At 70.4% G+C, this 23,374-nt stretch carries 22 protein-coding genes and 1 tRNA gene; 13 read left to right on the top strand and 10 right to left on the bottom strand.

Annotation, left to right across the window (positions count from 1 at the left end):
• Nucleotides 1-2,194, bottom strand: a 2,194-nt coding sequence (locus AB0A61_RS12660) for a hypothetical protein (protein WP_361290815.1), incomplete at its 3' end; no start/stop codon positions are given.
• Between the two features lie 8 nt (nt 2,195-2,202).
• Complete coding sequence (locus AB0A61_RS12655) at nt 2,203-3,231, bottom strand: SMI1/KNR4 family protein (protein WP_361290403.1); 1,029 nt, start codon at nt 3,229-3,231, stop codon at nt 2,203-2,205.
• Between the two features lie 310 nt (nt 3,232-3,541).
• Here AB0A61_RS12655 and AB0A61_RS12650 point away from each other — a divergent pair, with 310 nt between their 5' ends.
• Nucleotides 3,542-4,066, top strand: coding sequence for a YwqJ-related putative deaminase (locus AB0A61_RS12650; RefSeq protein WP_361290400.1), 525 nt, complete (start codon nt 3,542-3,544; stop codon nt 4,064-4,066).
• Nucleotides 4,067-4,147: 81 nt separating this feature from the next.
• Complete coding sequence (locus tag AB0A61_RS12645; protein WP_361290397.1) at nt 4,148-4,639, top strand: SUKH-3 domain-containing protein; 492 nt, start codon at nt 4,148-4,150, stop codon at nt 4,637-4,639.
• Nucleotides 4,640-4,680: 41 nt separating this feature from the next.
• On the opposite strand, the gene AB0A61_RS12640 is transcribed toward AB0A61_RS12645, so the two are convergent.
• Nucleotides 4,681-6,000 (bottom strand): histidine kinase, encoded by a 1,320-nt coding sequence (locus tag AB0A61_RS12640; protein ID WP_361290394.1) that lies wholly within the window; start codon nt 5,998-6,000, stop codon nt 4,681-4,683.
• 167 nt (nt 6,001-6,167) lie between these two features.
• Between AB0A61_RS12640 and AB0A61_RS12635 the strand changes: the two genes are divergently transcribed.
• From AB0A61_RS12635 to AB0A61_RS12605, 7 genes are all read left to right on the top strand, one after another.
• On the top strand, nt 6,168-7,025 hold the full coding sequence (locus tag AB0A61_RS12635) for a hypothetical protein (protein WP_361290391.1): 858 nt from the start codon (nt 6,168-6,170) through the stop codon (nt 7,023-7,025).
• Nucleotides 7,026-7,054: 29 nt separating this feature from the next.
• A tRNA-Gln gene (locus AB0A61_RS12630) sits at nt 7,055-7,126 on the top strand.
• Nucleotides 7,127-7,241: 115 nt separating this feature from the next.
• The gene (gene glmU / locus AB0A61_RS12625; RefSeq protein ID WP_361290388.1) at nt 7,242-8,690 is read left to right on the top strand and encodes a bifunctional UDP-N-acetylglucosamine diphosphorylase/glucosamine-1-phosphate N-acetyltransferase GlmU; all 1,449 of its coding nucleotides are present in this window, start codon (nt 7,242-7,244) and stop codon (nt 8,688-8,690) included.
• Between the two features lie 136 nt (nt 8,691-8,826).
• Complete coding sequence (locus AB0A61_RS12620; protein WP_361290385.1) at nt 8,827-9,801, top strand: ribose-phosphate diphosphokinase; 975 nt, start codon at nt 8,827-8,829, stop codon at nt 9,799-9,801.
• Nucleotides 9,802-10,002: 201 nt separating this feature from the next.
• Nucleotides 10,003-10,602, top strand: a complete 600-nt coding sequence (locus AB0A61_RS12615) for a 50S ribosomal protein L25/general stress protein Ctc (RefSeq protein WP_361290382.1) — start codon at nt 10,003-10,005, stop codon at nt 10,600-10,602.
• Nucleotides 10,603-10,684: 82 nt separating this feature from the next.
• Nucleotides 10,685-11,281 carry an aminoacyl-tRNA hydrolase gene (gene pth / locus AB0A61_RS12610; protein WP_361290379.1) on the top strand — a complete coding sequence of 199 codons (597 nt, stop codon included), beginning with the start codon at nt 10,685-10,687 and terminating at the stop codon, nt 11,279-11,281.
• Between the two features lie 42 nt (nt 11,282-11,323).
• The gene (locus AB0A61_RS12605; RefSeq protein WP_361290376.1) at nt 11,324-11,827 is read left to right on the top strand and encodes a hypothetical protein; all 504 of its coding nucleotides are present in this window, start codon (nt 11,324-11,326) and stop codon (nt 11,825-11,827) included.
• 167 nt (nt 11,828-11,994) lie between these two features.
• Here the strand turns inward: AB0A61_RS12605 and ppc are convergent, their stop codons facing one another.
• Complete coding sequence (gene ppc / locus AB0A61_RS12600; protein ID WP_361290373.1) at nt 11,995-14,736, bottom strand: phosphoenolpyruvate carboxylase; 2,742 nt, start codon at nt 14,734-14,736, stop codon at nt 11,995-11,997.
• 300 nt (nt 14,737-15,036) lie between these two features.
• On the opposite strand from ppc, the gene AB0A61_RS12595 reads away from it, so the two are divergent.
• Together AB0A61_RS12595 and AB0A61_RS12590 are read left to right on the top strand one after the other, a co-directional pair.
• A complete protein-coding gene (locus tag AB0A61_RS12595) occupies nt 15,037-16,044 on the top strand; it encodes an acyl-CoA desaturase (RefSeq protein WP_361290370.1) in 1,008 nt (335 codons plus the stop codon).
• Nucleotides 16,041-16,715 (top strand): TetR/AcrR family transcriptional regulator, encoded by a 675-nt coding sequence (locus AB0A61_RS12590; RefSeq protein ID WP_361290367.1) that lies wholly within the window; start codon nt 16,041-16,043, stop codon nt 16,713-16,715. Before AB0A61_RS12595 ends, AB0A61_RS12590 begins: the two co-directional genes overlap by 4 nt.
• 13 nt (nt 16,716-16,728) lie before the next feature.
• On the opposite strand, the gene AB0A61_RS12585 is transcribed toward AB0A61_RS12590, so the two are convergent.
• On the bottom strand, nt 16,729-17,106 hold the full coding sequence (locus tag AB0A61_RS12585; RefSeq protein WP_361290364.1) for a VOC family protein: 378 nt from the start codon (nt 17,104-17,106) through the stop codon (nt 16,729-16,731).
• Between the two features lie 3 nt (nt 17,107-17,109).
• Nucleotides 17,110-17,922 (bottom strand): trans-aconitate 2-methyltransferase, encoded by an 813-nt coding sequence (locus tag AB0A61_RS12580; RefSeq protein ID WP_361290361.1) that lies wholly within the window; start codon nt 17,920-17,922, stop codon nt 17,110-17,112.
• A gap of 138 nt (nt 17,923-18,060) precedes the next feature.
• Between AB0A61_RS12580 and tamR the strand changes: the two genes are divergently transcribed.
• Nucleotides 18,061-18,558, top strand: a complete 498-nt coding sequence (tamR, locus tag AB0A61_RS12575; RefSeq protein ID WP_361290358.1) for a MarR family transcriptional regulator TamR — start codon at nt 18,061-18,063, stop codon at nt 18,556-18,558.
• 61 nt (nt 18,559-18,619) lie between these two features.
• Here tamR and AB0A61_RS12570 read toward each other — a convergent pair whose 3' ends face one another.
• Nucleotides 18,620-19,393, bottom strand: coding sequence for a response regulator transcription factor (locus AB0A61_RS12570; RefSeq protein ID WP_361290355.1), 774 nt, complete (start codon nt 19,391-19,393; stop codon nt 18,620-18,622).
• A gap of 271 nt (nt 19,394-19,664) precedes the next feature.
• Here AB0A61_RS12570 and AB0A61_RS12565 point away from each other — a divergent pair, with 271 nt between their 5' ends.
• The gene (locus AB0A61_RS12565; RefSeq protein WP_361290352.1) at nt 19,665-20,108 is read left to right on the top strand and encodes an N-acetyltransferase; all 444 of its coding nucleotides are present in this window, start codon (nt 19,665-19,667) and stop codon (nt 20,106-20,108) included.
• Here the strand turns inward: AB0A61_RS12565 and galK are convergent.
• From galK to galT, 3 genes are read right to left on the bottom strand one after another with little or no spacing between them, the layout of a single operon-like run.
• Nucleotides 20,092-21,264 carry a galactokinase gene (galK, locus tag AB0A61_RS12560; RefSeq protein ID WP_361290349.1) on the bottom strand — a complete coding sequence of 391 codons (1,173 nt, stop codon included), beginning with the start codon at nt 21,262-21,264 and terminating at the stop codon, nt 20,092-20,094. The two genes, AB0A61_RS12565 and galK, sit on opposite strands and share 17 nt — an antisense overlap.
• Nucleotides 21,264-22,232 carry a UDP-glucose 4-epimerase GalE gene (galE, locus tag AB0A61_RS12555; RefSeq protein ID WP_361290346.1) on the bottom strand — a complete coding sequence of 323 codons (969 nt, stop codon included), beginning with the start codon at nt 22,230-22,232 and terminating at the stop codon, nt 21,264-21,266. Before galE ends, galK begins: the two co-directional genes overlap by 1 nt.
• On the bottom strand, nt 22,232-23,290 hold the full coding sequence (gene galT / locus AB0A61_RS12550; protein ID WP_361290344.1) for a galactose-1-phosphate uridylyltransferase: 1,059 nt from the start codon (nt 23,288-23,290) through the stop codon (nt 22,232-22,234). Before galT ends, galE begins: the two co-directional genes overlap by 1 nt.
• Nucleotides 23,291-23,374 lie beyond the last annotated feature (84 nt).

The raw sequence follows: 23,374 nt of genomic DNA, 5'->3' as shown, positions 1-23,374 counted from the left end.
CGGGCACGGACTGTCCCGGCAGGGGCTGCTGACCGGGTACGGGCGGTCCCGGTACGGGCGGCTGCCCGGGTGCGACCTGTCCCGGGACGGGCGGCTGCCCCGGTACCGGCTGACCGGACATGGGCGGCTGCCCCGGTACGGGCTGACCGGGCATGGGCTGGCCGGGCACGGACTGTCCCGGCAGGGGCTGCTGACCGGGTACGGGCGGTCCCGGTACGGGCGGCTGCCCGGGTGCGACCTGTCCCGGGACGGGCGGCCGTCCCGGTACCGGCTGACCGGACATGGGCGGCTGCCCCGGTACGGGCTGACCGGGCATGGGCTGGCCGGGCACGGGCCGGCCCGGAGGGGGCACGGCGCCGGGCGGTGGGGCGACGGGCGGCATGGGCTGCGGGGCACCCGGAGGCGTTCCGGGGGCGCCCGGCGCAGGAGGCACGCCCGGAGCGGCGGGGGCGCCGGGGGCCTGAGGCGGGGCAGGCGTGCCGGGGCCGCCCGACGGGGGCGCGGCCAGCATCGTCTCCGCATGGTGCACGGCACCCGGGCGGCCCGGCGCGGCCCCGGGCGCACCGGGCACGCCAGGAACGCCCGGCGCCTGCGGCGCACCCGGCGGCTGCGGCACGGTCCCGCCGGCCCGGTGCGGGTCGGCAAGCATCGTGGCGGCATGGTGGACGCCACCCGGAGGCGTACCGCCGGGAGTGTTCGGCGCGCCCGGCACACCGGGAGCACCCGGCGGCTGCGGAGCACCGGGACGGGCGGCACCCTCGGAACCGTCAGGACCGTTGGGGCCATCGGGACCGAGTGACGACACGAGCTGGGTCGGCACGTACCCACCAGCCCCGGCACCCGGCGCTCCAGGCCCGGACGGCGCGGGCACACCGCCCGGACGCACGCCCGGCGTACCCGGGGCACCCGGCGGCGGAGGCGTGGCCGAACCGCCGCCCCGCCCGCGGCGCGGCGGAGGCGCGGCCTTGCTCGTCGCGGCGTCGGCGATCTCCCCGGCGTTCGGCGCGAGCGGCCGCCCGGGTCCGCCGGGACCGCCGGGAACCTGCGGACCGCCCGGAGGCGGCGTACCCGGACCAGCCGAAGCCCCGGCCCCCTGCGGATACCCGTACGAGGGCGCACCCGGCACCGGCGGAGGCAGCGGGGTGCCCGGGGCAGCCGGGACGCCCGGTCCCTGCGGATACCCGTACGACGGCGCACCCGGCGGCGCAGGCGGAGTTGCGGGCACCGCACCCGGCACCGGCGGAGGCGGCGGCATGGTGCCCTGGGAGCCGCCGGGCACGGCAGGCGCTCCCGGCACACCGGGCCCGCCCGACGCACTCGACGCACTCGGCGCACTCGGTGCACCGCCGGGCGAAGTGCCCTGCACGCCCTGCGCGTTGACGTCGAACACCGGCGCCATGGCCGTACGCGGAAGCTGACTGCCCCCCGCCATCAGCGCCGTCTTCGCGTCCGGCGTGGCGGCAGGCGGCGCAGCGTCGCCGGAGTCGCTCAGCGGCGGCGCGAACACGGTCGCGGGCAACGGCACCGAACGGTCGTCACCGCCATCGGCGTTGGTGTCCGTCCCGGCCCACGGAGTCGCCCCGTCGGGCGGCGCACCCACCGGCACCCCGGCCTGCGTCTGCGGAAGCCCACCGCCCCCGGCAGAAGCCCCGGCCGAACCGGACGCCGGAACCGAAGCAGAGGCCGAGGCCGCACCCGGCCCGGCACCCACACCCGCTCCGGCATCCGCGCCGACACCAGAACCAGCAGCGGCACCAGCAGCGGCACCAGAACCAGCAGCGGCACCAGCAGCGGCACCGGCCCCACCCCGCCGGTCCGGGATCCCCAGCTTGTCCGCCGCCTCCTGCAACCACTCCGGCGGACTCAGCAGGAACGACGTCTGGTTCAGGTCCACCCGGGCCGCGGGCGCCGGAACCGCATCGGCGACCTCGTCGGCCCGGCCGTACTCCTCCTCGTACCGGCGGATCACCTCACCCACCGGCAGCCCGGGCCACAGCGTCGCCTCCCCGCTGTCCCGCGCGATCACCAGCCGCTGCGCACCCCCGTCCGAACGCGGCCCGTCCGCACGGTCCTCGGCCCACACCACGAAACCGAGTTCGAACTCCCGCACCCGCACCTCCCGATGCTGGTACGACGGCACATCCCCGTTGATCCACTCTTCCGCGCGCTCCTGCGCCTGCGCGAACGTCACCATCGCTCGACTCACTCCCCCACCGACGATCCGGAAGAGACCGGAACGGCACGCGCGAAACCGCCGTCCACCATCAGATTCGCCACCGTCTCCAACTCCGGCGGAGAACCCGCCAACCGGGACAGGAAGGCATCGAAGTCCTCACCGCACGGCAGCAGCAGCCGCTCCACCCGCTCGGCCTGCGGCCACCCCGGATCCACGTCACGCACGTCGTCGTAGGCGCAGAACCACACCGAACCGCTCCGCTCGCCCTTCACCTTCACGGCCAGCAGCCCGCCCTGCACGAACCCGACGCCCAGATAGTCCTTCGTCAGGTGATCACGCAGGCACTTGTTGACGTACACCAGATCGTTGACCGCCGCCTCCTCCCGCACCGTGAAGAACGGCTGGTCGATCAGCAGCCCCAACTCCGCGTCCAGCGCGGTACCCACCGGCGCACAGCCGCCCGCCGCCTTCAGGAACGCCCGGTACGGACCCGGCAACCGGTACCCCAGATCCTCCTCGACCCCCTGCACCTGCTGCTCCGACACCGCCGCACCCGACTTCGGCAGCCCGAAGTGCGCCGGCCGCGTCTCCTGCAACGGCCGCGTGCCCCGCTTGTTCTGGTCGACGTTCGCGGTCGCGATGCCACCGTGATGCCTCAACAGCGACTTCACCTCGACCGGAACCAGCTCCAGCCGACGGCCGCCCGCCACGTGATGCCACGTCCAGCCGTGCGGGGTCGCCACGCTCGGCACCGTGTCCCACAACTCGTGACCCGACGCCGCCAGCGCCGCGTTCGCCGAGACGTAGTCCGTCAGCCGCAACTCGTCGACACCGAAACCCTCCGGCGGCTCCGCGATCTCCGCCGCCGCACGCGCATACGGCGAGAAGTCGGGGAAACCACGCTCGTCCACCCGCACCCCTCTGGGATGCCGGGTGGCCCGGACCGGGTCCGGGAAGTGCACGACCTGCCCGGCGTAGGCCGCGTTCGGCGGCACGGCCTGTCCCCCGGCCTGGCCGCTGAGCGGTGCTCCCAGCCCGAGCCGACCTGTCGTCATGGCGGTTGCCCCCTGCGGCACTCTGTACGACCCACGGCGACCGGATCCGGCTCCGGCCCACCAAGGCCCGTATCGACTACTTCTCTCCAACGCGTTGACCGCACCTAGCGCGGTGCCGACAGCCTATGCGGTACGACGAGACCGGTCACCGGCCCTCCGCTTCCCCGCCCTCCCCAGCCCCGGCACCACCGTGACCAGCCGTCACCCCGCCGTGACACACCGACCCCACCGGGCGTGTCGCACCGCCCCAGCTTCCGTACCAGCCACGGCATTTGGCACTCTGTGTCCTTCGGGGGGATGCCCGGAGGGGATGATGATCATGAACGCGACGCAGACGGGACCGCACACCAGCGCTTCCGGCGACCCAAGGATCGGCTGGAGCAACACCGAAACGCCCCACGCCCCCACCCTGCGCCACCGCCGCGACGGCATACTCCCCACCGTCGCCGCCGCACTCTCCGTCCGCGGCGCCACCCTCACCGGCACCGCCGCCCGCGGCGACCAGCCCCCCGCGCTCCACCCGCTGGTCCAGGACTTCCTCGACACCCTCACCAGCGCCCAGCGCGACCGCTTCACCGGCCGCTGCGCCGAGACCATCCTCATCTCCCGCCACATCGCCACCGCCGACGCCGCCCGCAGCAAACGCGCCGCCCGCAAACCCATGACCAACGGCGAAGCCCGCAAAGCCCTCAAACAGGCCAAACTCACCGCCCGCCGCATCCGCGAGGACGGCGACCCCCTCCACGGCAGCTTCGCCACCCCCTGCCGCGCCTGCACCGCACTCAGCGCCCACTTCGGCGTCCACATCGTCGACCCGGCGAACAGCGACGGCTGACGACCGGCACCTCACACCCCGGTCACCCCTCCCCCACCCCACCCCCGCACGACCCACCACCCCTCGACGAACGAAGGGCAGATGCACGCCGACCGCACCTCCACACGCTTCGCCGTACCCGTCGACGCCACCCTGCGCGCCGCCGGCTGGCAGCCCGGACGCTGGGACATAAAACAGGCCGAGATCTGGGCCGACACCCTCCGCGACCACACCTCCCCCGCCGGACACCGCCACACCGTCTTCCCGGCCGCCGTCGAAGCCTGGGCCGAATTCGGCGGACTCCACATCACCGCCGGCGGACCCGGCCGCCAGATCGCCCCCGCCGCCCTCCACCTCGACCCACTGCACGGCCTCCACATGGCCCGCACCCTCGGCGACCTCGGCCGCGCCCTCGACACCCAGGTCTGCCCCCTCGGCGCCGAACCCGACACCCACTCCCTGCTCGCCATCGACACCGAAGGCCGCGTCTACGCCCTCGACCACACCGGCGACTGGTACCTCGGCCCCGACATCGACCAGGCCCTGTCCGCCCTCGTCTCCGGCATAACACCCGTACGACTGACCGCAGGCTGACCGAGCCCGGCACGCGCAAACACGCGCAAAGAAGCCCGGCCCTACGACGCCGGAATCACCGCCGACACCCGAAAACCCCCCGCATCCGTCGGCCCCGACACGAACACACCGCCCAGCGCGGCCACCCGCTCCTTCATCCCGACCAGACCATTGCCACCCGAGGGCAACCCCACCGACGCCGCCGACGCCGGCTCCGGCGGCGGCTCGTTCTCCACCTGCATCGCGATCTCCGACACCCGATGCGCCAGCCGCACATGCGTCTTCGCCCCCGCCGCATGCTTGTGGACGTTCGTCAACGCCTCCTGCACCACCCGGTACGCGGTCTGCTCGACCTCCGCCGCATACGACCGCACATCCCCCTCGACCGACAGATCCACGACCATCCCGGCCGCCGCCGACTGCCCGATCAACACATCCAGCTCCGACAGACACGGCCCCTCGACCGCAACCCCCTCCTCACCCACCACCCGGAACGCCGCCGCAGCCGCCGCCACACCCACCGCGGCCAGCGGCACGGACGCCGCCGCACGCCGCTCACGCCCCTCCGCGCTGCGCAGCACCCCCAGCATCTCCCGCAACTCCGTCAACGCCTGCCGCCCCATGTCCCCGACCAGAGCGGCGTTCTTCACCGCCTTCTCCGGATCCTTGCGCGCCACCGCCTGCAACGCCGCCGCATGCACGACCATCAGGCTGACCCGATGAGCCACGACGTCATGCATCTCCCGCGCGATCCGCGTCCGCTCCTCGTTGCGCGCCCACTCCGCACGCTCCTCCGCCCGCTCCGCCAGCAACTGCAACTCACGCTCGAGACTGTCCGCCCGCTCCCGAAGACTCTCCATCAGCCGCCGCCGCGCCCCCACGTACAAGCCGAGCAGCACCGGCGGCGCGGTCAGCCCCAGCGAGGTGGTGACAGCGGCGAACGGAACGAACCAGTCCCCCAGGGTCAGATCCCCCCGCGCCAAATCCTGACGCACCCGCACAAATGTCACGATCATCGTCCCGAGCAGCGACATCCCCGCCAACGCCACGATGATCCGGCGCGGCAGCTCACACGCCGCCAGCGTGTACAGGCCGACGATCCCCATCAGGAAGCCCATCTGCGCCGGCGTGATCGCGATCGCCACCAGCACGACCGCGATCGGCCAGCGCCGGCGAATGAGCAGCACGGAACCCGCCAGCAAACCGAACACAATCCCAACGGACACCGGGATACCCGCATCCCGGGCAAACGGCATTCCCTCCGCCCCGCACTCCAGCGCGGACACCACCGCAAGACTCCCGTCGAGCACCGCACTGCGCCACCGCGCCCACCACCACGGCCCGGTCACGGCCGTCGCGCGGTCTTCCCCCGTCGTGGTCATGACTCCAGCCTACGGGCGCCGCGCGCGGCTTTTCCGGCGAGTTTCCGGTACCGCCCCACACCACACTCGGTAATCGAATAAGAACAAAACCAGCCGGTATCCCTCGAACTACTGAACCACCCCCCGTTCGCCCCCGGAGCTCCACATTCCGCCCGGATGGTATGCCTATGGCACATTCCACAGGCAAGTACACGAACTTCGAGGGGCTGCGGGAGCAGGCGGTCGCCCTCCGCCGAGGCGGCTACAGCCTCCGGCAGATCCGGGACGAACTGAAGATCTACAACAACGACATCCTCAACCAACTCGTCAAGGGCGAACCACCCCCGGAGTGGACAAAACGCCCCCGCGCCAAGGACGACCTCCGAGCGAAAGCCCGGGAGCTGCGCCTCCAGGGCTGGACGTACGACCAGATCGAGGCGGAACTGGGGTGCTCCAAGGGCTCGATCTCATTGTGGGTGCGGGATCTGCCGAAGCCGGAGCCGCGCTACACGCAGGAGGAACAGCGGGCGCTCATGCAGGCCGGACTGACCCGCCTGCGCAACGCACAAGACGAGGAGCGCCAGCGGGTGAAGAAAAGCGCCACCCAGGAGATCGGCGAGCTCACAGACAGAGAGCTGTTCATGACCGGCGTCGCGCTCTACTGGGCCGAGGGGCAGAAGAGCAAGCCCTACAGCCGCCGGGAAGCCGTAATCTTCGTCAACAGTGACCCTCAAGTGATCCAGGTCTACCTGGCCTGGCTCGACCTGTTGGGCATCCACAGGGAGCGCCTGCGCTTCCGTGTCATGATCCACGAAACCGCAGACGTGAGCGCCGCCGAGCAATACTGGGCCGACCTCGCGGGGATCGATGCGACGGCCCTTCAAGCAACAACGCTCAAGAAGCACAACCCCAAGACCGTGCGCAAGAACACCGGCGACACCTACCGCGGGTGCTTCGTGATCCGAGTCCTACAGGGAGCCGAGCTGTACCGTCGCATCGAAGGCTGGTGGTACGGCATAGTAGGTGCCGCGACCTCAACGGACTGACAGAATGTCCGTTTTAGGGAGCTATACACTCCCCTGTGGTGTAATTGGCAACACGGGTCACTTTGGATGATTTATTCCAGGTTCGAGTCCTGGCAGGGGAGCTGCTTATGTTCGGGTCCTGACTACCAAGTCAGGACCCGCTCTCGTCACCCCCCACAAACGCCCCGGTATCCTGCGGATGTCCACCCCCACCCATCCACAGCCGAAGGGCATCCCGTGAGCGCCATTCGCCCGGCAGCCGTCGTCGTTCTCGCAGCGGGTGAGGGCACCCGTATGAAGTCGGCCACACCCAAGGTCCTGCATGAGATCTGTGGCCGTTCCCTGGTCGGTCATGTGCTGGCCGCCGCACGCGAGTTGAAGCCCGAGAATCTGGTCGTCGTGGTCGGGCACGCGCGCGAGAAGGTCAGCGCGCACCTGACCGAGATCGACCCGCAGGCCCGTACCGCGGTGCAGGAGCAGCAGAAGGGCACCGGGCATGCGGTGCGTATGGCGCTGGAGGAGCTGGGCGGGTCCGTCGACGGGACGGTCGTGGTGGTCTGCGGCGACACTCCCCTGCTGACCGGTGAGACGCTTCGGAGTCTCGCCACCGCCCATCGCGAGGACGGCAATGCGGTGACCGTGTTGTCGGCCCAGGTGCCGGATGCGACGGGTTACGGCCGGATTGTGCGGGACGGTGCTTCCGGTGCGGTGACGGCGATCGTGGAGCACAAGGATGCGAGCGAGTCGCAGCGGGCGATCCGGGAGATCAACTCCGGTGTGTTCGCTTTCGACGGTCAGCTGCTTGCGGAGGCGCTGGGGAAGGTGCGGACGGACAACAGTCAGGGTGAGGAGTACCTGACTGATGTGCTGGGGATCCTGCGTGAGGCGGGTCATCGGGTGGGTGCGTGTGTGGCGGGGGATCACCGTGAGATCGCGGGGATCAACAACCGGGTGCAGCTTGCTCAGGCGCGTCGGATTCTGAATGACCGGCTGCTGACCGAGGCGATGCTGGCCGGGGTGACGATTGTGGATCCGGCCACGACCTGGGTGGATGTGACGGTGACGTTCGAGCAGGATGTGACGGTGTTGCCGGGGACACAGCTGCATGGGTCGACGCAGTTGGGTGAGGGCAGTGTGGTGGGGCCCAACAGCCGGCTGACGGATACGCGGGTGGGCAGGGGGGCGCGTGTGGACAACACGGTCTCGGACGGGGCTGTGGTGGGTCCGGAGGCTTCCGTGGGGCCGTACGCGTATCTGCGGCCAGGTACGCGCCTGGGGCTCGGGTCCAAGGTGGGTACGTATGTCGAGACGAAGAACGCGAGGATCGGCGAGGGGACGAAGGTGCCGCACCTGTCCTATGTCGGTGACGCGACGATCGGTGAGTACACGAACATCGGTGCGGCGAGTGTGTTCGTGAACTACGACGGGGAGAACAAGCACCACACGACTGTCGGGTCGCACTGCAAGACGGGGTCGGACAACATGTTTGTGGCTCCTGTCACGGTGGGGGACGGTGCGTACACCGCGGCCGGCTCGGTGATCACGAGGGACGTGCCGCCCGGTTCGCTGGCTGTGGCCCGTGGTCAGCAGCGGAATATCGAGGGTTGGGTGGCTCGTAAGCGTCCGGGGAGTGCGGCGGCGAAGGCGGCCGAGGCGGCGTCCCGGAGGCCGGAGGGCGAGGCCTGACCGGATAACGGGTGCGTCGGGGACGGCGTACCGTGATAGGTGAACATCCGCACCCCACCAGCTGAGACGGCCTCTTGCGGACGGCTGAGGGGGTCTCTGGACATCCAGCTGCGAACACCTCTGAGGAGACAGTGCTGTGACCGGGTTCAAGACGACCGGCGAGAAGAAGATGATGTTCTTCTCCGGCCGCGCCCACCCCGAGCTTGCCGAGGAGGTCGCCCACCAGCTGGGTGTCGGGGTTGTCCCGACGAAGGCCTTCGATTTCGCCAACGGCGAGATTTATGTGCGGTACCAGGAGTCGGCCCGTGGTGCGGACTGTTTCCTGATCCAGAGCCACACGGCTCCGATCAACAAGTGGATCATGGAGCAGTTGATCATGATCGACGCGCTGAAGCGTGCGTCGGCACGTTCCATTACGGTCATCGTGCCGTTCTACGGTTACGCGCGGCAGGACAAGAAGCACCGTGGTCGTGAACCGATTTCGGCGCGTCTGGTCGCGGATCTGATGAAGACGGCGGGTGCGCACCGGATTCTGGCGGTGGATCTGCACACGGACCAGATCCAGGGTTTCTTCGACGGTCCGGTGGATCACCTGTTCGCGCTGCCGCTGCTTGCGGACTATGTGGGCAGCAAGGTGGACCGTGCGAAGTTGACGGTGGTGTCTCCGGACGCGGGCCGGGTGCGGGTGGCGGACCGTTGGTGTGACCGGCTGGGTGCGCCGCTGGCGATCGTGCACAAGCGTCGCGACAAGGACGTGGCGAACCGGGTGACGGTGCACGAGGTGGTCGGTGATGTGAAGGGCCGTATCTGTGTGCTGGTGGACGACATGATCGACACCGGTGGCACGATCTGTGCCGCGGCGGACGCGTTGTTCGCGCACGGTGCGGAGGATGTGATCGTGACGGCGACGCATGGTGTGCTGTCGGGTCCGGCGGCGGACCGGCTGAAGAACTCGAAGGTGAGCGAGTTCGTGTTCACGAACACGTTGCCGACGCCGGGTGAGCTGGAGCTGGACAAGATCACGGTGCTGTCGATCGCGCCGACGATCGCGAGCGCGGTGCGTGAGGTGTTCGAGGACGGTTCGGTGACGAGCCTGTTCGACGAGCAGTGAGCGATCGCCCGCAGGGATCGTTGTAGAGATCGTTTTGGGTGCGGCCTCCTGGTCCGAGTATCCTGCTGGGGTTGCTCGGCGAGGGAGGCCGTGTTCGTTCCCGCGAATACGGTGATCCGTTATCGACGCGCTCTTCGTAGCAGGCCGTTCGTGGCCGGGTGACCCCGTCCGTTTTCCACGTTCTTCTGCGAGGAGTGAGAGATGTCCGAGGTGAAGATCTCCGCCGAGACGCGCACCGAGTTCGGCAAGGGTGCCGCGCGTCGTATTCGTCGTGACAACAAGGTTCCGGGTGTGCTGTACGGGCACGGTTCGGACCCGCTGCACCTGACGCTGCCGGGTCACGACCTGCTGCTGGCGCTGCGTACGCCGAATGTCCTGATCTCTTTGGACATCGACGGCAAGACCAATGAGCTGGCGATTCCGAAGTCCGTGCAGCGTGACCCGCTGAAGGGTTTCCTGGAGCACGTCGACCTGCAGCTGGTCAAGCGTGGCGAGAAGGTCACGGTCGAGATCCCGGTGCACGCCGAGGGTGAGCTGGCTCCGGGTGGGAACCTGCTGGAGCACGTTCTGGCCGCGCTGCCGGTCGAGGCCGAGGCCACGCACATTCCCGAGGCGGTCACGGTGTCCGTCGAGGGTCTTGCTGCCGGTGCCTCGGTCCATGCCAAGGACATCACGCTGCCGAGCGGTGTGACCCTGGCCGTGGACGAGGACGCGGTGGTTCTGCAGGTTCTGCAGGCCCAGGTCGAGGAGGCCCCGGAGGGCGAGGAAGAGGCCGCCGGCGAAGAGGTCGCCGAGGCCTGAGCCCGACCGGCGGTTCGGCTTTGGTTTCAGCCGCTGCTCTCCTTCCGGGGGAGCAGCGGCTGCTGCATGAGGGAGATATGACGTGAGCACCCCCGCCAATGCCCCTTGGCTGATCGTCGGGCTCGGCAATCCGGGTCCGGAGTACGCCATGAACCGGCACAATGTCGGGTTCATGGTGGTGGATCTGCTGGCTGAGCGGATCGGGGGGAGGTTCAAGCGGGCCGGGAAGGCGCAGGCGCAGGTGGTGGAGGGCCGGATCGGTCCGCCGGGGCCGGCGGGCCGGCGGGTGGTGCTGGTGAAGCCGATGTCGTTCATGAATCTGTCGGGTGGGCCGGTGAACGCGCTGCGGGACTTCTACAAGGTGCCGCTGGGGAACATCGTGGCGGTCCATGACGAGCTGGACATCGACTACGGCACGCTGCGGCTGAAGCTGGGCGGCGGTGACAACGGGCACAACGGGCTGAAGTCGATGACGAAGGCGATGGGTGCGGACTATCACCGGGTGCGGTTCGGGATCGGGCGTCCTCCGGGCCGGATGCAGGTGGCGGACTTCGTGCTGAAGGACTTCTCGTCGGTGGAGCGCAAGGAGCTGGACTTCTTCGTGGACCGGACGGCGGACTCGGTGGAGTGTCTGGTCACGGAGGGGCTGGAGCGGGCGCAAAGCGCGTACAACTCCTGACTTGTCCCCCGCCGGAGTTGACCGGTGGCGGGGGGATGGCCAATGATCCCGGCCATGTCTGCCACCGCCGCCCGTTCTCGCCGGGCCTCGAACACTGCGCTGCGGTTCGGGCAGGTCGCGGTGATGGGGGTGGTCGCCGTGCTGATCCTGATCGCCGGTGTGTGGGCGTCCTGGAGCACCGCGCCGTACGTGATGCTGACCAGGGGCCGGGAGAGCGGCACGGTCGAGGTGACCCGGTGCGGCGACGACACGTGCAGCGGGCCCTTCAGGCCGCTCTCGGAGGGTTCGACGGCCCGCGGCCGGGTCGTGATCGCCCACACGGTCGGGGTGAAGAAGGGGCAGACCTACACCGTGGTCGTGAAGCCGGGTACGGACGAGGTGGTGCGGTCGGGTCCGGCCGGGGTCCTGTATGCCTGGGTTCCGCTGGGCGGGGCGCTGCTGCTGGCGTCGGTGGTGGTGGCGGGCGGGTTGCGGTTGAGGCGGGCGGCCTGGGTGCTGGCGGGGTCGGGGGTTGCTCTGCTGACGGCGGCTTTCGTGGTGCTGTGAGGGTCCGTGCTGTGCGGGTCCGTGCTGTGTGGGGGTCCGTGCTGTGAGGGTCCGTGCTGTGCGGGGGTCCGTGCTGTGCGGGGGTCCGTGCTGTGCGGGGTCGTGGATGTGGGGGTGCCCCCGGGTTCGGTGAACCCGGGGGCACTTTCGTGTCCGTGGCGGTGTGGTCAGCCGGTGTTGCGCAGGCCGGCGGCCACGCCGTTGACGGTCAGCAGCAGGGCTCGTGAGAGCAGCGGGTCGGGGTCCTGGCCGGCTGCTGCCGCGTCCCGCTGCCGCTTGAGCAGGGCGACCTGGAGGTAGGAGATCGGGTCGAGGTAGGCGTCGCGGATGCTGAAGGTCTGCTTCAGGACGGGCTGGGCGTCGAGCAGCTCGGTCTCGCCGGTGATGCGGAGTACCTCGCGGACGGTGAGTTCGTGTTCGGCCTGGATGACCTCGAAGATGTGCTTGAGGTGGTCGGGGACGAGGGTGTCGACGTAGTGCTCGGCGATGCGCAGGTCGGTCTTGGCGAGGGTCATCTCGACGTTGGAGATGAAGTTGCGGAAGAAGTGCCACTGTTCGTGCATCTCGTCGAGCACGGTGTCCCCTTCCTGCGGCAGGCCTGCCTCGCGCAGTGCCTTGAGGCCGGAGCCGACGCCGAACCAGCCGGGGACGATCTGCCGGGACTGGGTCCAGCCGAACACCCAGGGGATGGCGCGCAGGCCGTCGAGGCCGGCGCCGGAGTCGGGGCGGCGGGAGGGGCGGGAGCCCAGGTGCAGGTCGGCGAGCTGGTCCACGGGGGTGGAGGCGAAGAAGTACGCCGGCAGGTCGGGGTCCTCGACCAGCTTGCGGTAGGCGGCGTGGGCGGCGTCGGAGACGACGTCCATGGCGGCGTCCCAGCGGGCGAGGGCCTCGTCGGACTGGCGGGGTGCGGTGTGCAGGGCGGAGGCCTGGAGGGTGGCGGCGACCGTCAGTTCCAGGTTTTCCCGGGCGAGGGAGGGGATGAGGTACTTGTCGGAGATGACCTCGCCCTGTTCGGTGACCTTGATCTCGCCCTCGAGGGTGCCCCAGGGCTGGGCGAGGATCGCGTCGTGGGAGGGGCCGCCGCCGCGGCCGACGGTGCCGCCGCGGCCGTGGAAGAGGCGCAGGCGGACGCCGTAGCGGTGGGCGACGTCGCGCAGGCGGCGCTGGGCGCGGTGGATCTCCCACTGGGAGGTGGTGATGCCTCCGAACTTGGAGGAGTCGGAGTAGCCGAGCATGACCTCCTGGACGTCTCCGCGCAGCGCGACGAGGCGGCGGTAGGAGGGGTCGGAGAGCATGTCCTCCAGGATCGTGTCGGCGGCCTTGAGCTCGTCGGTGGTCTCCAGCAGCGGCACGATGCCGATCCTGGCCCAGCCGGCGTGCAGGTCGATGAGGCCTGCCTCGCGTGCGAGTACGGCGGCCGCGAAGACGTCGTCGGCGCCCTGGCACATGGAGATGATGTACGACTCGATGACCTCGGCGCCGAAGACCTTCAGGGCCCGCTTGACGGTTTCGAAGACGCCGAGGGTCTTGGCGCCGGCCGCGTCGACCGGGGCGGGGGTGGGGGCCAGCGGCCTGCGGGAGCGGAGTTCCTTGGCGAGCAGCTTGGCGCGGTACTCGCGGGGCATGTCGGCGTAGCGCCAGGTCTCCTCGCCGAGCCGGTCGAAGAGCTGGCCGAGGGCGTGGTGGTGGGCGTCCGCGTGTTCGCGTACGTCCATGGTGGCGAGTTGGAGGCCGAAGGCGGCGAGGGTGCGGATGGTGCGGGCCAGGCGGCCGTCGGCGAACAGACCGCCGCGGTGGGCGCGCAGGGAGGTCTGGATGACGCGCAGGTCGTTCAGCAGTTCGGAGGTGCCGAGGTAGTCGCGGCCGGGCTGGTGTCCGGTGCCCTTGGCCAGGCGCTGCTTGGTGTTGACGAGCTTCTGCCGGATGCAGGTGGCCTTGAGCCGGTAGGGCTCCTCGGCGTTGAGCCGCTTGTAGCGGGGGCTGATCTCGGGCAGGTTCTCCAGGTCGGTCTGGAGGGACTGGAGGAGTTCGTCGGTGGCGCCGGAGTAGCGGATGGACTGGGACAGCAGCCCGCGCAGCTCGTCGATCATGTCGAGGGCGTCGTTGATGCCGTGCTCGTGCTGGAGGATCAGCACTTCCCAGGTGACCTCGGGGGTCACGTTGGGGTTGCCGTCGCGGTCGCCGCCGATCCAGGTGCCGAAGGTGACGGGGCGGGTGTCGTCGGGCAGCTTGACGCCGACGCGTTCCAGTTCGGCGGTGAGGTCCTCCAGGACGTCGCCGACGGCGCCGGCGTGGAGTTCGTCGAGGTAGTAGATGGCGTTGCGGGCCTCGTCGGCGGGCTCGGGGCGTACGACGCGCAGTTCGTCGGTCTGCCAGACGAGGTCGATGTTCTCCGCGAGCCGGATGTCGTGGCGGCGGCGGTCGGAGTCGAGGACCGGGGTCTCCAGGAGTGCGGCGATGCGCCGGAGCTTGTTGAGCACCGACCGGCGTGCGGCTTCGGTCGGGTGGGCCGTGAACACCGGACGAACATTGAGGTGCTGGACCGTCTGGCGCAGGTGTTCGGGGTCGGCGTCCTTGAGGCGGTCGGCCGTGCGGGCGAGCAGGCCGCCCTCGGCGGCGCGGCGGGCGCGCAGTTCGCGGCCGCGGTGGACCTGTTCGGTGACGTTGGCCAGGTGGAAGTAGGTGGAGAAGGCGCGGACCAGCTTGGCCGCGGTCTCCAGCTCGGTGCCGCGCAGCAGTTCGGCGGCGGCTTCGCCGTCCTCCCTGGTGAGGCGGCGGACCTTCTCGACCAGGTCGAGGAGTTCGGGGCCTTCCTGCCTGACGAGGGTCTCACCGAGGAGGTCGCCCAGTCGGCGGATGTCGGCGCGCAGCTCGGTGCTGGTCGTCGTCTGGTCGTCGGCACTGCTCACAGGTGCGGCTCCTTGCAGTGTTGGTGCTTGTCTGAAGCTCGTCTGGAGGGGTACCCGGCCGTCACCCGCGCGGCGGGCTGCCGCATAGCGACGGGGCATCCGGGAAGTAATCAGAGCGGACCGCGCTGTCCGACCGAGTCCAAGTCTAGGTGTCGGGTCGGACGCGCAGGCTCACGGGCTCTTGCCGCGGTGCGACGCGCTGCGATACTTACGACGCCGTAGGTTACGGAACCGTAAGAAGACGGACCGGTTCCGCGGCCTGCCGGCATCTCTCGACCCTCGACCCCACAGGGGACGCCCATGACCACAAGCTCCGATGTGATCGACGACGCCCCGAAGGCGACCGACACCACGCTGCTCACCGCGACCCTGGGCGGCGAGCAGAAGCGTTCGATCGAGCAGATCACGCTGCTGTTGTTCATCACCGTTCCGTTCCTCGCGCTGCTGGCGGCGGTGCCGCTGGCGTGGGGCTGGGGGGTGAGCTGGCTGGATCTCGGCCTGCTGGTCTTCTTCTACTTCCTCGGCTGCCACGGCATCACGATCGGTTTTCACCGGCATTTCACGCACGGCTCGTTCAAGGCGAAGCGGCCCCTGAAGATCGCGCTGGCGATCGCGGGGTCGCTGGCGGTCGAGGGCCCGCTGGTCCGCTGGGTCGCCGATCACCGCAAGCACCACCGGTTCTCCGACGCCGAGGGCGATCCGCACTCTCCGTGGCGGTACGGGGAGACGGTCCCGGCGCTGATGAAGGGCCTGTGGTGGGCCCATGTCGGCTGGATGTTCGATGAGGAGCAGACCCCGCAGGAGAAGTACGCGCCGGATCTGATCAAGGACCGTACGCTGCGGACGATCTCCCGGCAGTTCGTCCTGTGGACGGCGGTGTCGCTGCTGCTGCCGGCGCTGATCGGTGGTCTGGTCACCATGTCCTGGTGGGGCGCGTGCACCGCGTTCTTCTGGGGGTCGCTCGTGCGGGTGGCGCTGCTGCACCACGTGACCTGGTCGATCAACTCGATCTGTCACGCGGTCGGCAAGCGGCCGTTCAAGTCGCGGGACCGCTCGGGAAACGTGTGGTGGCTGGCGATCCTGTCCTGCGGCGAGTCCTGGCACAACCTGCACCATGCCGACCCGACCTCGGCCCGGCACGGCGTGGAGCGCGGGCAGCTGGACTCCTCCGCGCGCATCATCCGCTGGTGCGAGCAGCTCGGCTGGGCCCATGACGTGCGCTGGCCGTCACGCTCGCGTATCGATTCCCGCCGGAACACCGGTGAAGGCGGCTCCCGGCGCCGGAAGGAGGCCGCCGAGGCGGCATGATGGTCGCTGTGGCGACCGACTCCAGCACTCCCAGCAACGACAAGCCGCGGCGCACGCGTCGTACCCGTATGACCGGTGCCGAGCGCCGCCAGCAGCTGCTGGAGATCGGTCGCACCCTCTTCGCCGCGAAGGGCTTCGAGGGCACGTCGGTGGAGGAGATCGCGGCGAAGGCCGGGGTGTCCAAGCCGGTGGTGTACGAGCACTTCGGCGGCAAGGAGGGCCTGTACGCGGTGGTGGTGGACCGCGAGATGCGGCGCCTGCTGGACATGGTCACCAGTTCGCTGACGGCCGGTCACCCGCGTGAGCTGTGCGAGCAGGCGGCGTTCGCGCTGCTGGACTACATCGAGGAGTACACGGACGGCTTCCGCATCCTGGTGCGGGATTCGCCCATCCCGCAGTCGACGGGTTCCTTCGCCTCGCTGATCTCGGACATCGCCACCCAGGTGGAGGACATCCTGGGCCGCGAGTTCAAGAGCCGCGGTTTCGACCCGAAGCTGGCTCCGCTCTACGCGCAGGCGCTGGTGGGCATGGTGGCGCTGACCGGCCAGTGGTGGCTGGACGTGCGCCGCCCGAAGAAGGCGGAGGTCGCGGCCCACCTGGTGAACCTGGCGTGGCACGGACTGGACGGGCTGGAGCCGAAGCCCCGGTTGATAGGGCACCGCAAGAGCTGACCCGGGCACGTGATCACCCGATGTGGTGATCTTTGACCGGCTCGAGAAACTCCAGTCGGTTCCCCACCGGGTCCTCGGAGTAGAAGCGGCGGTGGCCCGGCAGGTTCTCGTCCCAGACGACCGCCGCTCCGTGCTCGGCCAGCCGGGCCGCGTACGTCTCGATGTCCGTCACCCTCAGCCCGGGGTGCGCCTTGCGCGCCGGGCGGAAGTCCTCCTCGATGCCCAGGTGGAGCTGCACCGCTCCCGCCTGGAACCAGCAGCCGCCGCGTGTGGCCAGGACCGGTGGTTTCGGGGTCTCCGTCATGCCGAGGACGTCGACGTAGTACGCCCGAAGCGCCACCTCCGAGCCGGGCGGCGCCGCCAGCTGTACGTGATCCACCGCGGTGAGCATCTCTCACGCCTCCCTGGTGGCCACTGCGAAGATCCGGCGGAAGGGGAACGGCGTGCCGTGCGGGCCCGCCGGATACGCCTCGCGCAGTGCGGCCCGGTACTCGGACAGGAAGTCCTCCCGTGCCCGGGGGTCGTCGGCGAGCACGGTCAGGACCGGGCGCAGGCCGGTGCCCTTCACCCAGTCCAGGACCGGGTCCTCGCCCTGGAGCAGGTGGATGTACGTCGTCTCCCAGACGTCCGCCGTGCAGCCGAGGCCGGTCAGCTTCTCCAGGTAGGCCTCGGGGGAGAGCACCGCGTCGTCGTGGCGCAGGGTGTCCGCCAGGCGGTCCTTCCAGCGGGCGGAGTGGGCGAGTTCCCGCATCAGCTGGTGGCTGGGGGCGGGGAAGTTGCCGGGCACCTGGAAGGCGAAGGTGGCGCCCGGCTTCAGGGCTGTCACCCAGTCGGGGAACCTCTCGGCATGCCCCGGCACCCACTGGAGGGTGGCGTTGCTGATGATCAGGTCGTACGGCTCGTCCGGCGTCCAGGTGCGGGCGTCGGCGTGGGCGAAGTCGAGGCGGCCGCCGCCGGGGGTGGGGCCCTCGTGGTCGACCGCGGCCTTGTCGAGCATCTCGGGCGAGTTGTCGTAGCCGGTGATGTGCGCGGTGGGCCAGCGGTCGGCGAGGAACACGGTGACGTTTCCGGGGCCGCAGCCCAGGTCGGCGATGCGGGGTGGGTCGCCGGGGAGCTCGGGGACGCGGGCGAGCAGGTCGGCGAAGGGGCGGGCCCGGTGACCGGCGTGGCGAAGGTACTGGGCGGGGTCCCAGACGGGGGCGGGCATGGCGGCCTCCTCGAAAGTCGTGGGCGTCGTCGACGCCGTGCACCACTGTGATCACCACTGTCGCGCGAGATATATCTCGACGTCAAGAGAATCGACATCAAGAGACTTCACGTCGACACAACCACTACACTGATCGTCATGGAGGACGAGGTCGATCGGCTGGTCGCGGCGTGGCGCCGGGAGCGCCCGGACCTCGACGTGGAGCCGCTTGAGGTGCTCAGCCGGGTGAGCAGACTGGCCCGGCACCTCGACCGCGCACGGCGGCTGGCCTTCTCCGAGCACAGCCTGGAGCCCTGGGAGTTCGACGTGCTGACGGCGCTGCGCCGCGCGGGCGCGCCGTATCAGCTCTCGCCGGGACAGCTGCTGACCCAGACCCTGGTCACCTCGGGCACGATGACGAACCGTATCGACCGTCTGGCGAAGAAGGGCCTGGTGGAGCGCCTGCCCGACCCCAGCGACCGCCGCGGCGTGCTGGTCCGCCTCACGGCCGAGGGCCGGGACCGCGCCGACCAGGCCCTGGCGGGTCTGCTCGACCAGGAACGGGCGATCCTCGGAGAGCTGTCGAGCGCCCAGCGCGCCGAACTGGCCGGTCTGCTGCGCCAGTTGACCGCCCCGTTCGACAACATCCCGGGCTGAGGGCCCGCGAAGAGGATCAGGACGCGGACGCGGGGCCCGGAATGGCACGCACCGGCGTCGATCAGGCGCTGCTGCTCGCCTCCACCCCGATCCGCCCGGCGGGCCCCAGATCGACCGGCCCGACCCCGGCCCGGCGGGCCAGCGCCACCGCCGCCAGTGTGGAGTGCACGCCGAGTTTGCCCAGGACGTTCTGCATATGGGTGCGCACCGTGTGCGGGGACAGGTACAGCCGCTCGGCCACGGCCTTGCGGCCGAGCCCCGCGACCATGCAGCGCAGCACCTCCCGCTCCCGCGGGGTCAGCGACTCCACCAGCCGTTCGCTCTCGGTGCGGTGCTTGCGGGCGGCGGTCAGTTCGCGCAGCACCCCGGTGAGCAGGGCGGGCGGCAGATGGGTCTCCTCGCGCAGCACGCCCCGGATGACGGTGAGCAGCCGGGACAGCGAGCAGTCCTTCGCCACCCAGCCGGAGGCACCGGCCTGCAGGGCGAGCGCAGCCCTCCGCGGGTCGTCCTTCTCGGCCAGTACGACGGTGCGCACCCCGGGCTGGGCGCCGCGCACCCCGGCGACCAGGGAGATCCCGTCGACCAGGCCGTCCGCGTTGCCCTCCTGCACCGGCACCGCGGGCCGTCCGCCGGGTACGTTGCCACCGAGGTCCGCGTCGACGAGCAGTACGTCGAAGCGGCGGCCCTCGGCGGCGGCGCGCTCCAGACAGCGCAGCGCCGCCGGGCCGGAGCCGGCCGCGGAGACGTCGACGTCGGGCTCGGCGGCCAGGGCGGCGGCGAGCGACTCGGCGAAGATGCGGTGGTCGTCGACGACCAGGACACGGATGCGAACCACTGAAAACCCCCTTCCCCAGGCTCCCGAAAGAGCAGGGGATTCCCCATCGTCCGGAGAACGCCGACCGGCGCGGGCACGACGCCCGGGCTGACACGACCGCACGGCCGCCGCCATGCGGAACTGCTACCCCCACTTCGGGCGTCGTACCCGACTGTCTCGCCCCCTGATCGGTACCGGCCCCCACCGGTACTGCTCCTCAGAGTACGGACGGGGGGCAGGAGCGGAAGGCAATTCGCAGAACTGGCCGTCCAGCGCGTTTAGGGTGTGCCGCATGTTTCGTATTGAGGCAGAAGTAGACAAAGAGCGGTGCGATCTGCTCCGCTCCCGCCTCCGCGACACGAACTCGGTGGCCTCGCCGGTACTCGCCGCGCTGCGCGGAACCCCCGCCGAACGTGAACTTCCGCTCCACGTCTGGGCGTTGGACGACGCGGGCGGCCTCGTGGGCGGTCTGGTGGGCCACACCTGGACGACCTGGCTGCATGTGACCTACCTGTGGGTCGACGAACGGCACCGGGGCGCGGGCCTGGGCTCCCGGCTGCTGGCCCTTGCGGAGCGGCTGGCCCGCGCCGACCGCGGCTGCCGGGGCGCACGCCTGGAGACCTGGGACTTCCAGGCACCGGAGTTCTACCGCAGACACGGCTACAAGGTGGTGTGCGCGATCCCCGACTATCCGCCGGGGATCACCGAGTACACCCTGATCAAGCCGCTCGGCTGAGCCGGCGCGCACCCGCCGACGGCACCGCCTCGAACACCCGGGGGGCTGTGAAGCCCGCCGCGGCGAAGGCATCCTCGATCGCCTTGGTGAGGGAGGGCACACCGGCCTCCTCGGCCAGCACGATCGCCGAGCCGCCGAAGCCTCCGCCGGTCATGCGGGCGCCCAGCGCGCCCGAGGCGTTCGCGGTGTCGACGACCAGGTCCAGCTCCGGGCAGGAGATGCGGAAGTCGTCCCGCAGCGAGATGTGCCCCTCGGTCAGGACCGGCCCGATGGCCCGGGCGTCGCCCGCCCGCAGCAGGGACACCACCCGCTCGACCCGGTGGTTCTCGGTGACGATGTGGCGCACCAGGCGGCGCACCTCCGCCTCGTCGCCGAGCCTGCCGAGCGCCGCGTCCAGTTCGTCGTAGGGGATGTCCCGCAGCGCGTCCACGCCCAGCAGGGCGGCGCCCTTCTCGCAGCCGGCCCGGCGCTTGCCGTACTCGCCGTCGCTGTGGGCGTGCTTGACGCGGGTGTCGACGACCAGCAGCCGCATTCCCTGCGACACCAGGTCGAAGGGGATCTGGCGCTGGGACAGGTCGCGGGTGTCGAGGAAGAGGGCGTGACCGGCCTCGCAGCAGGCCGACGCCGTCTGGTCCATGATGCCCGTGGGGGCGCCGACGTAGATGTTCTCGGCGCGCTGGCACAGGCGGGCCAGTTGCCAGCCCCTGAGGCCGAGCTCGAACAGGTCGTTCAGTGCCAGGGCGACGACGACCTCCAGTGCCGCCGACGACGACAGGCCGGCCCCGGCCGGGACGGTCGACGCCAGGTGCACGTCCGCGCCGGTCACCGCGTGGCCGGCCGCGCGCAGCGCCCACACCACGCCCGCCGGGTAGGCAGTCCAGCCGTCGCCGGACTCGGGGGTCAGTTCCTCGACGCGCAGTTCGACGGGCTTTCCCGCCCCGTCGTCGATGTCCGCGGAGTGCAGTCGCAGCAGGCCGTCGGTGCGCCGCGCGAGGGCGGCCACGGTGACGTGCGGCAGCGCGAACGGCATCACGAAGCCGTCGTTGTAGTCGGTGTGCTCGCCGATCAGGTTGACCCGGCCCGGCGCTGCCCACACTCCCTCCGGTTCGGCTCCGTACAGCTCGACGAAGCCTTCCCGGACCCGCTGTGGCCCCACTACTGCTCCCTTGCGATGTGCTGGGCGAACTCCCAGGCGTCGGCGACGATACCCGCGAGGTCCGCGCGGGACGGATTCCAGCCGAGCTTCTCCCGGGCCGCCCCGGCCGAGGCGACCAGCACCGCCGGGTCGCCGCCGCGGCGCGGGGCCACGACCTCCGGGATCGGGTGGCCGGTGACCTTGCGGACGGTCTCGACGACCTCGCGGACGGAGAAGCCGTTGCCGTTGCCGAGGTTGCAGATCAGGTGCTCGCCGGGCCGAGCTGCCGTCAGGGCCAGCAGGTGGGCCTCGGCGAGGTCGGCGACGTGGATGTAGTCGCGGACGCAGGTGCCGTCCGGCGTCGGGTAGTCGTCGCCGAAGACGGAGATCGCGTCGCGGCGGCCCTGCGCGACCTGGAGCACCAGGGGGATGAGGTGCGACTCGGGGTGGTGCCGCTCGCCGTACGCGCCGTAGGCGCCGGCCACGTTGAAGTAGCGCAGGGAGACCGCGCCCAGGCCGTGCGCCGCGGCCTCGCCGGTGATCATGTGGTCGACGGCGAGCTTGGAGGCGCCGTAGGGGTTGGTGGGCCTGGTCGGCGCGCTCTCCACGATCGGCACCCGCTCGGGCTCGCCGTACGTCGCCGCCGTGGAGGAGAAGACCAGCCTGCGCACGCCCGCCTCGCGCATGGCGGCCAGCAGCGCCATGGTGCCGCCGACGTTGTTGTCCCAGTACTTCTCCGGCTTGGCGACCGACTCGCCGACCTGGGAGAAGGCGGCGAAGTGCAGGACGCCGTCGTAGGAGGAGTCCAGCCATTTGGCGGCATCCCGGATGTCCCCCTCGACGAAGGCGGCACCGGCCGGGACGCCCTCGCGGAAGCCGGTGGAGAGGTTGTCCAGCACCGTGACTTCGTGACCGGCCTCCAGCAGGTGCCGGCTCACCACGCTGCCGACGTAGCCCGCGCCGCCCGTCACCAGGTACTTACCGCTCATCAACTCGCTACCTCTCGCAGTCGCTCGGCCGCGCGCTCCGGCGGCACGTCGTTGATGAACACGCTCATGCCGGACTCGGAACCCGCGAGGAATTTCAGCTTGCCGGAAGTGCGGCGGATGGTGAAAAGCTCAAGGTGCAGCGCGAAGTCGTCGCGCGTCACACCGTCGAACCCCTCCAGCCGGCCGAACGGCGCCTGGTGCCAGGCGGCGATGTACGGCGTCGGAGACTCACCATGGTCGAAGATCCGGTCGAAGCGCCTCAAGAGTTCCAGATAGACGGCGGGGAACTCCGCGCGCGCCGCCTCCTCCAGCGCGAGCAGGTCCGGCACCCGGCGCTTGGGGTACAGGTGGACCTCGTAGGGCCAGTGGGCCGCGTACGGCACGAAGGCCGCCCAGTGTTCACCCTCAAGGACGACCCGCTTGTCGGCGAGTTCCCGCTCGAGGACCGCGTCGAAGAGGTTCTCCCCACCGGTGGCCTCGCGGTGGGCCGCCAGCGAGCGCAGCATCAGCGCGGTGCGGGGAGTGGTGAAGGGGTAGGCGTAGATCTGACCGTGGGGATGCCCCAGCGTCACGCCGATCTCGGCCCCGCGGTTCTCGAAACAGAAGACCTGCTCGACGGAGGGCAGATGGGACAGCTCCGACGTCCGGTCCGTCCAGGCCTCCAGGACCAGTCGCGCCTGCTCCTCGGTCAGGTCGGCGAAGGACGCGTCGTGCGCGGAGGTGAAGCAGACGACCTCGCAGCGGCCAGAGTCGCCGGCCAGGGACGGGAAGCGGTTCTCGAAGACCACCACGTCGTAGGACGAGTCCGGGATCTCGGTCGGTCGGCCGCCCTGCGAGGGGCACAGGGGGCACTCGTCGGCCGGCGGGTGGTAGGTGCGGCCCTGGCGATGGGAGGCGACGGCGACCACGTCACCGAGCAGCGCGTCCCGGCGGATCTCGGACGTGGTGAGGGTCGGCTCCAGTGGGCGCCGGTCGACCGACCCGCGCACGGTGTCGTCGCGCAGGTCGTAGTAGATGAGCTCACGACCGTCGGCCAGCCGGGTCGAGGTCTTCTTCACTCCGGACTCCCTATGCCCGCACCCAATCACTCAACACAATCAAACATAACACGTCACAACCAATCATCGGACGAGCACATCACA

Source organism: Streptomyces sp. NPDC046197 (assembly GCF_040646295.1).
Taxonomy (GTDB): domain Bacteria; phylum Actinomycetota; class Actinomycetes; order Streptomycetales; family Streptomycetaceae; genus Streptomyces.
The sequence above is the reverse complement of the archived record's forward strand: the minus strand, read 5'-3'. Positions and strand labels throughout refer to the sequence as shown.

Coding starts and splice junctions, on each gene's coding strand:
- AB0A61_RS12655 (WP_361290403.1), bottom strand. CDS start 3,231: ATGACGACAGGTCGGCTCGGGCTGGGAGCACCGCTCAGCGGCCAGGCC.
- AB0A61_RS12650 (WP_361290400.1), top strand. CDS start 3,542: ATGATGATCATGAACGCGACGCAGACGGGACCGCACACCAGCGCTTCC.
- AB0A61_RS12645 (WP_361290397.1), top strand. CDS start 4,148: ATGCACGCCGACCGCACCTCCACACGCTTCGCCGTACCCGTCGACGCC.
- AB0A61_RS12640 (WP_361290394.1), bottom strand. CDS start 6,000: ATGACCACGACGGGGGAAGACCGCGCGACGGCCGTGACCGGGCCGTGG.
- AB0A61_RS12635 (WP_361290391.1), top strand. CDS start 6,168: ATGGCACATTCCACAGGCAAGTACACGAACTTCGAGGGGCTGCGGGAG.
- AB0A61_RS12615 (WP_361290382.1), top strand. CDS start 10,003: ATGTCCGAGGTGAAGATCTCCGCCGAGACGCGCACCGAGTTCGGCAAG.
- AB0A61_RS12605 (WP_361290376.1), top strand. CDS start 11,324: ATGATCCCGGCCATGTCTGCCACCGCCGCCCGTTCTCGCCGGGCCTCG.
- AB0A61_RS12595 (WP_361290370.1), top strand. CDS start 15,037: ATGACCACAAGCTCCGATGTGATCGACGACGCCCCGAAGGCGACCGAC.
- AB0A61_RS12590 (WP_361290367.1), top strand. CDS start 16,041: ATGATGGTCGCTGTGGCGACCGACTCCAGCACTCCCAGCAACGACAAG.
- AB0A61_RS12585 (WP_361290364.1), bottom strand. CDS start 17,106: ATGCTCACCGCGGTGGATCACGTACAGCTGGCGGCGCCGCCCGGCTCG.
- AB0A61_RS12580 (WP_361290361.1), bottom strand. CDS start 17,922: ATGCCCGCCCCCGTCTGGGACCCCGCCCAGTACCTTCGCCACGCCGGT.
- tamR (WP_361290358.1), top strand. CDS start 18,061: ATGGAGGACGAGGTCGATCGGCTGGTCGCGGCGTGGCGCCGGGAGCGC.
- AB0A61_RS12565 (WP_361290352.1), top strand. CDS start 19,665: ATGTTTCGTATTGAGGCAGAAGTAGACAAAGAGCGGTGCGATCTGCTC.
- galE (WP_361290346.1), bottom strand. CDS start 22,232: ATGAGCGGTAAGTACCTGGTGACGGGCGGCGCGGGCTACGTCGGCAGC.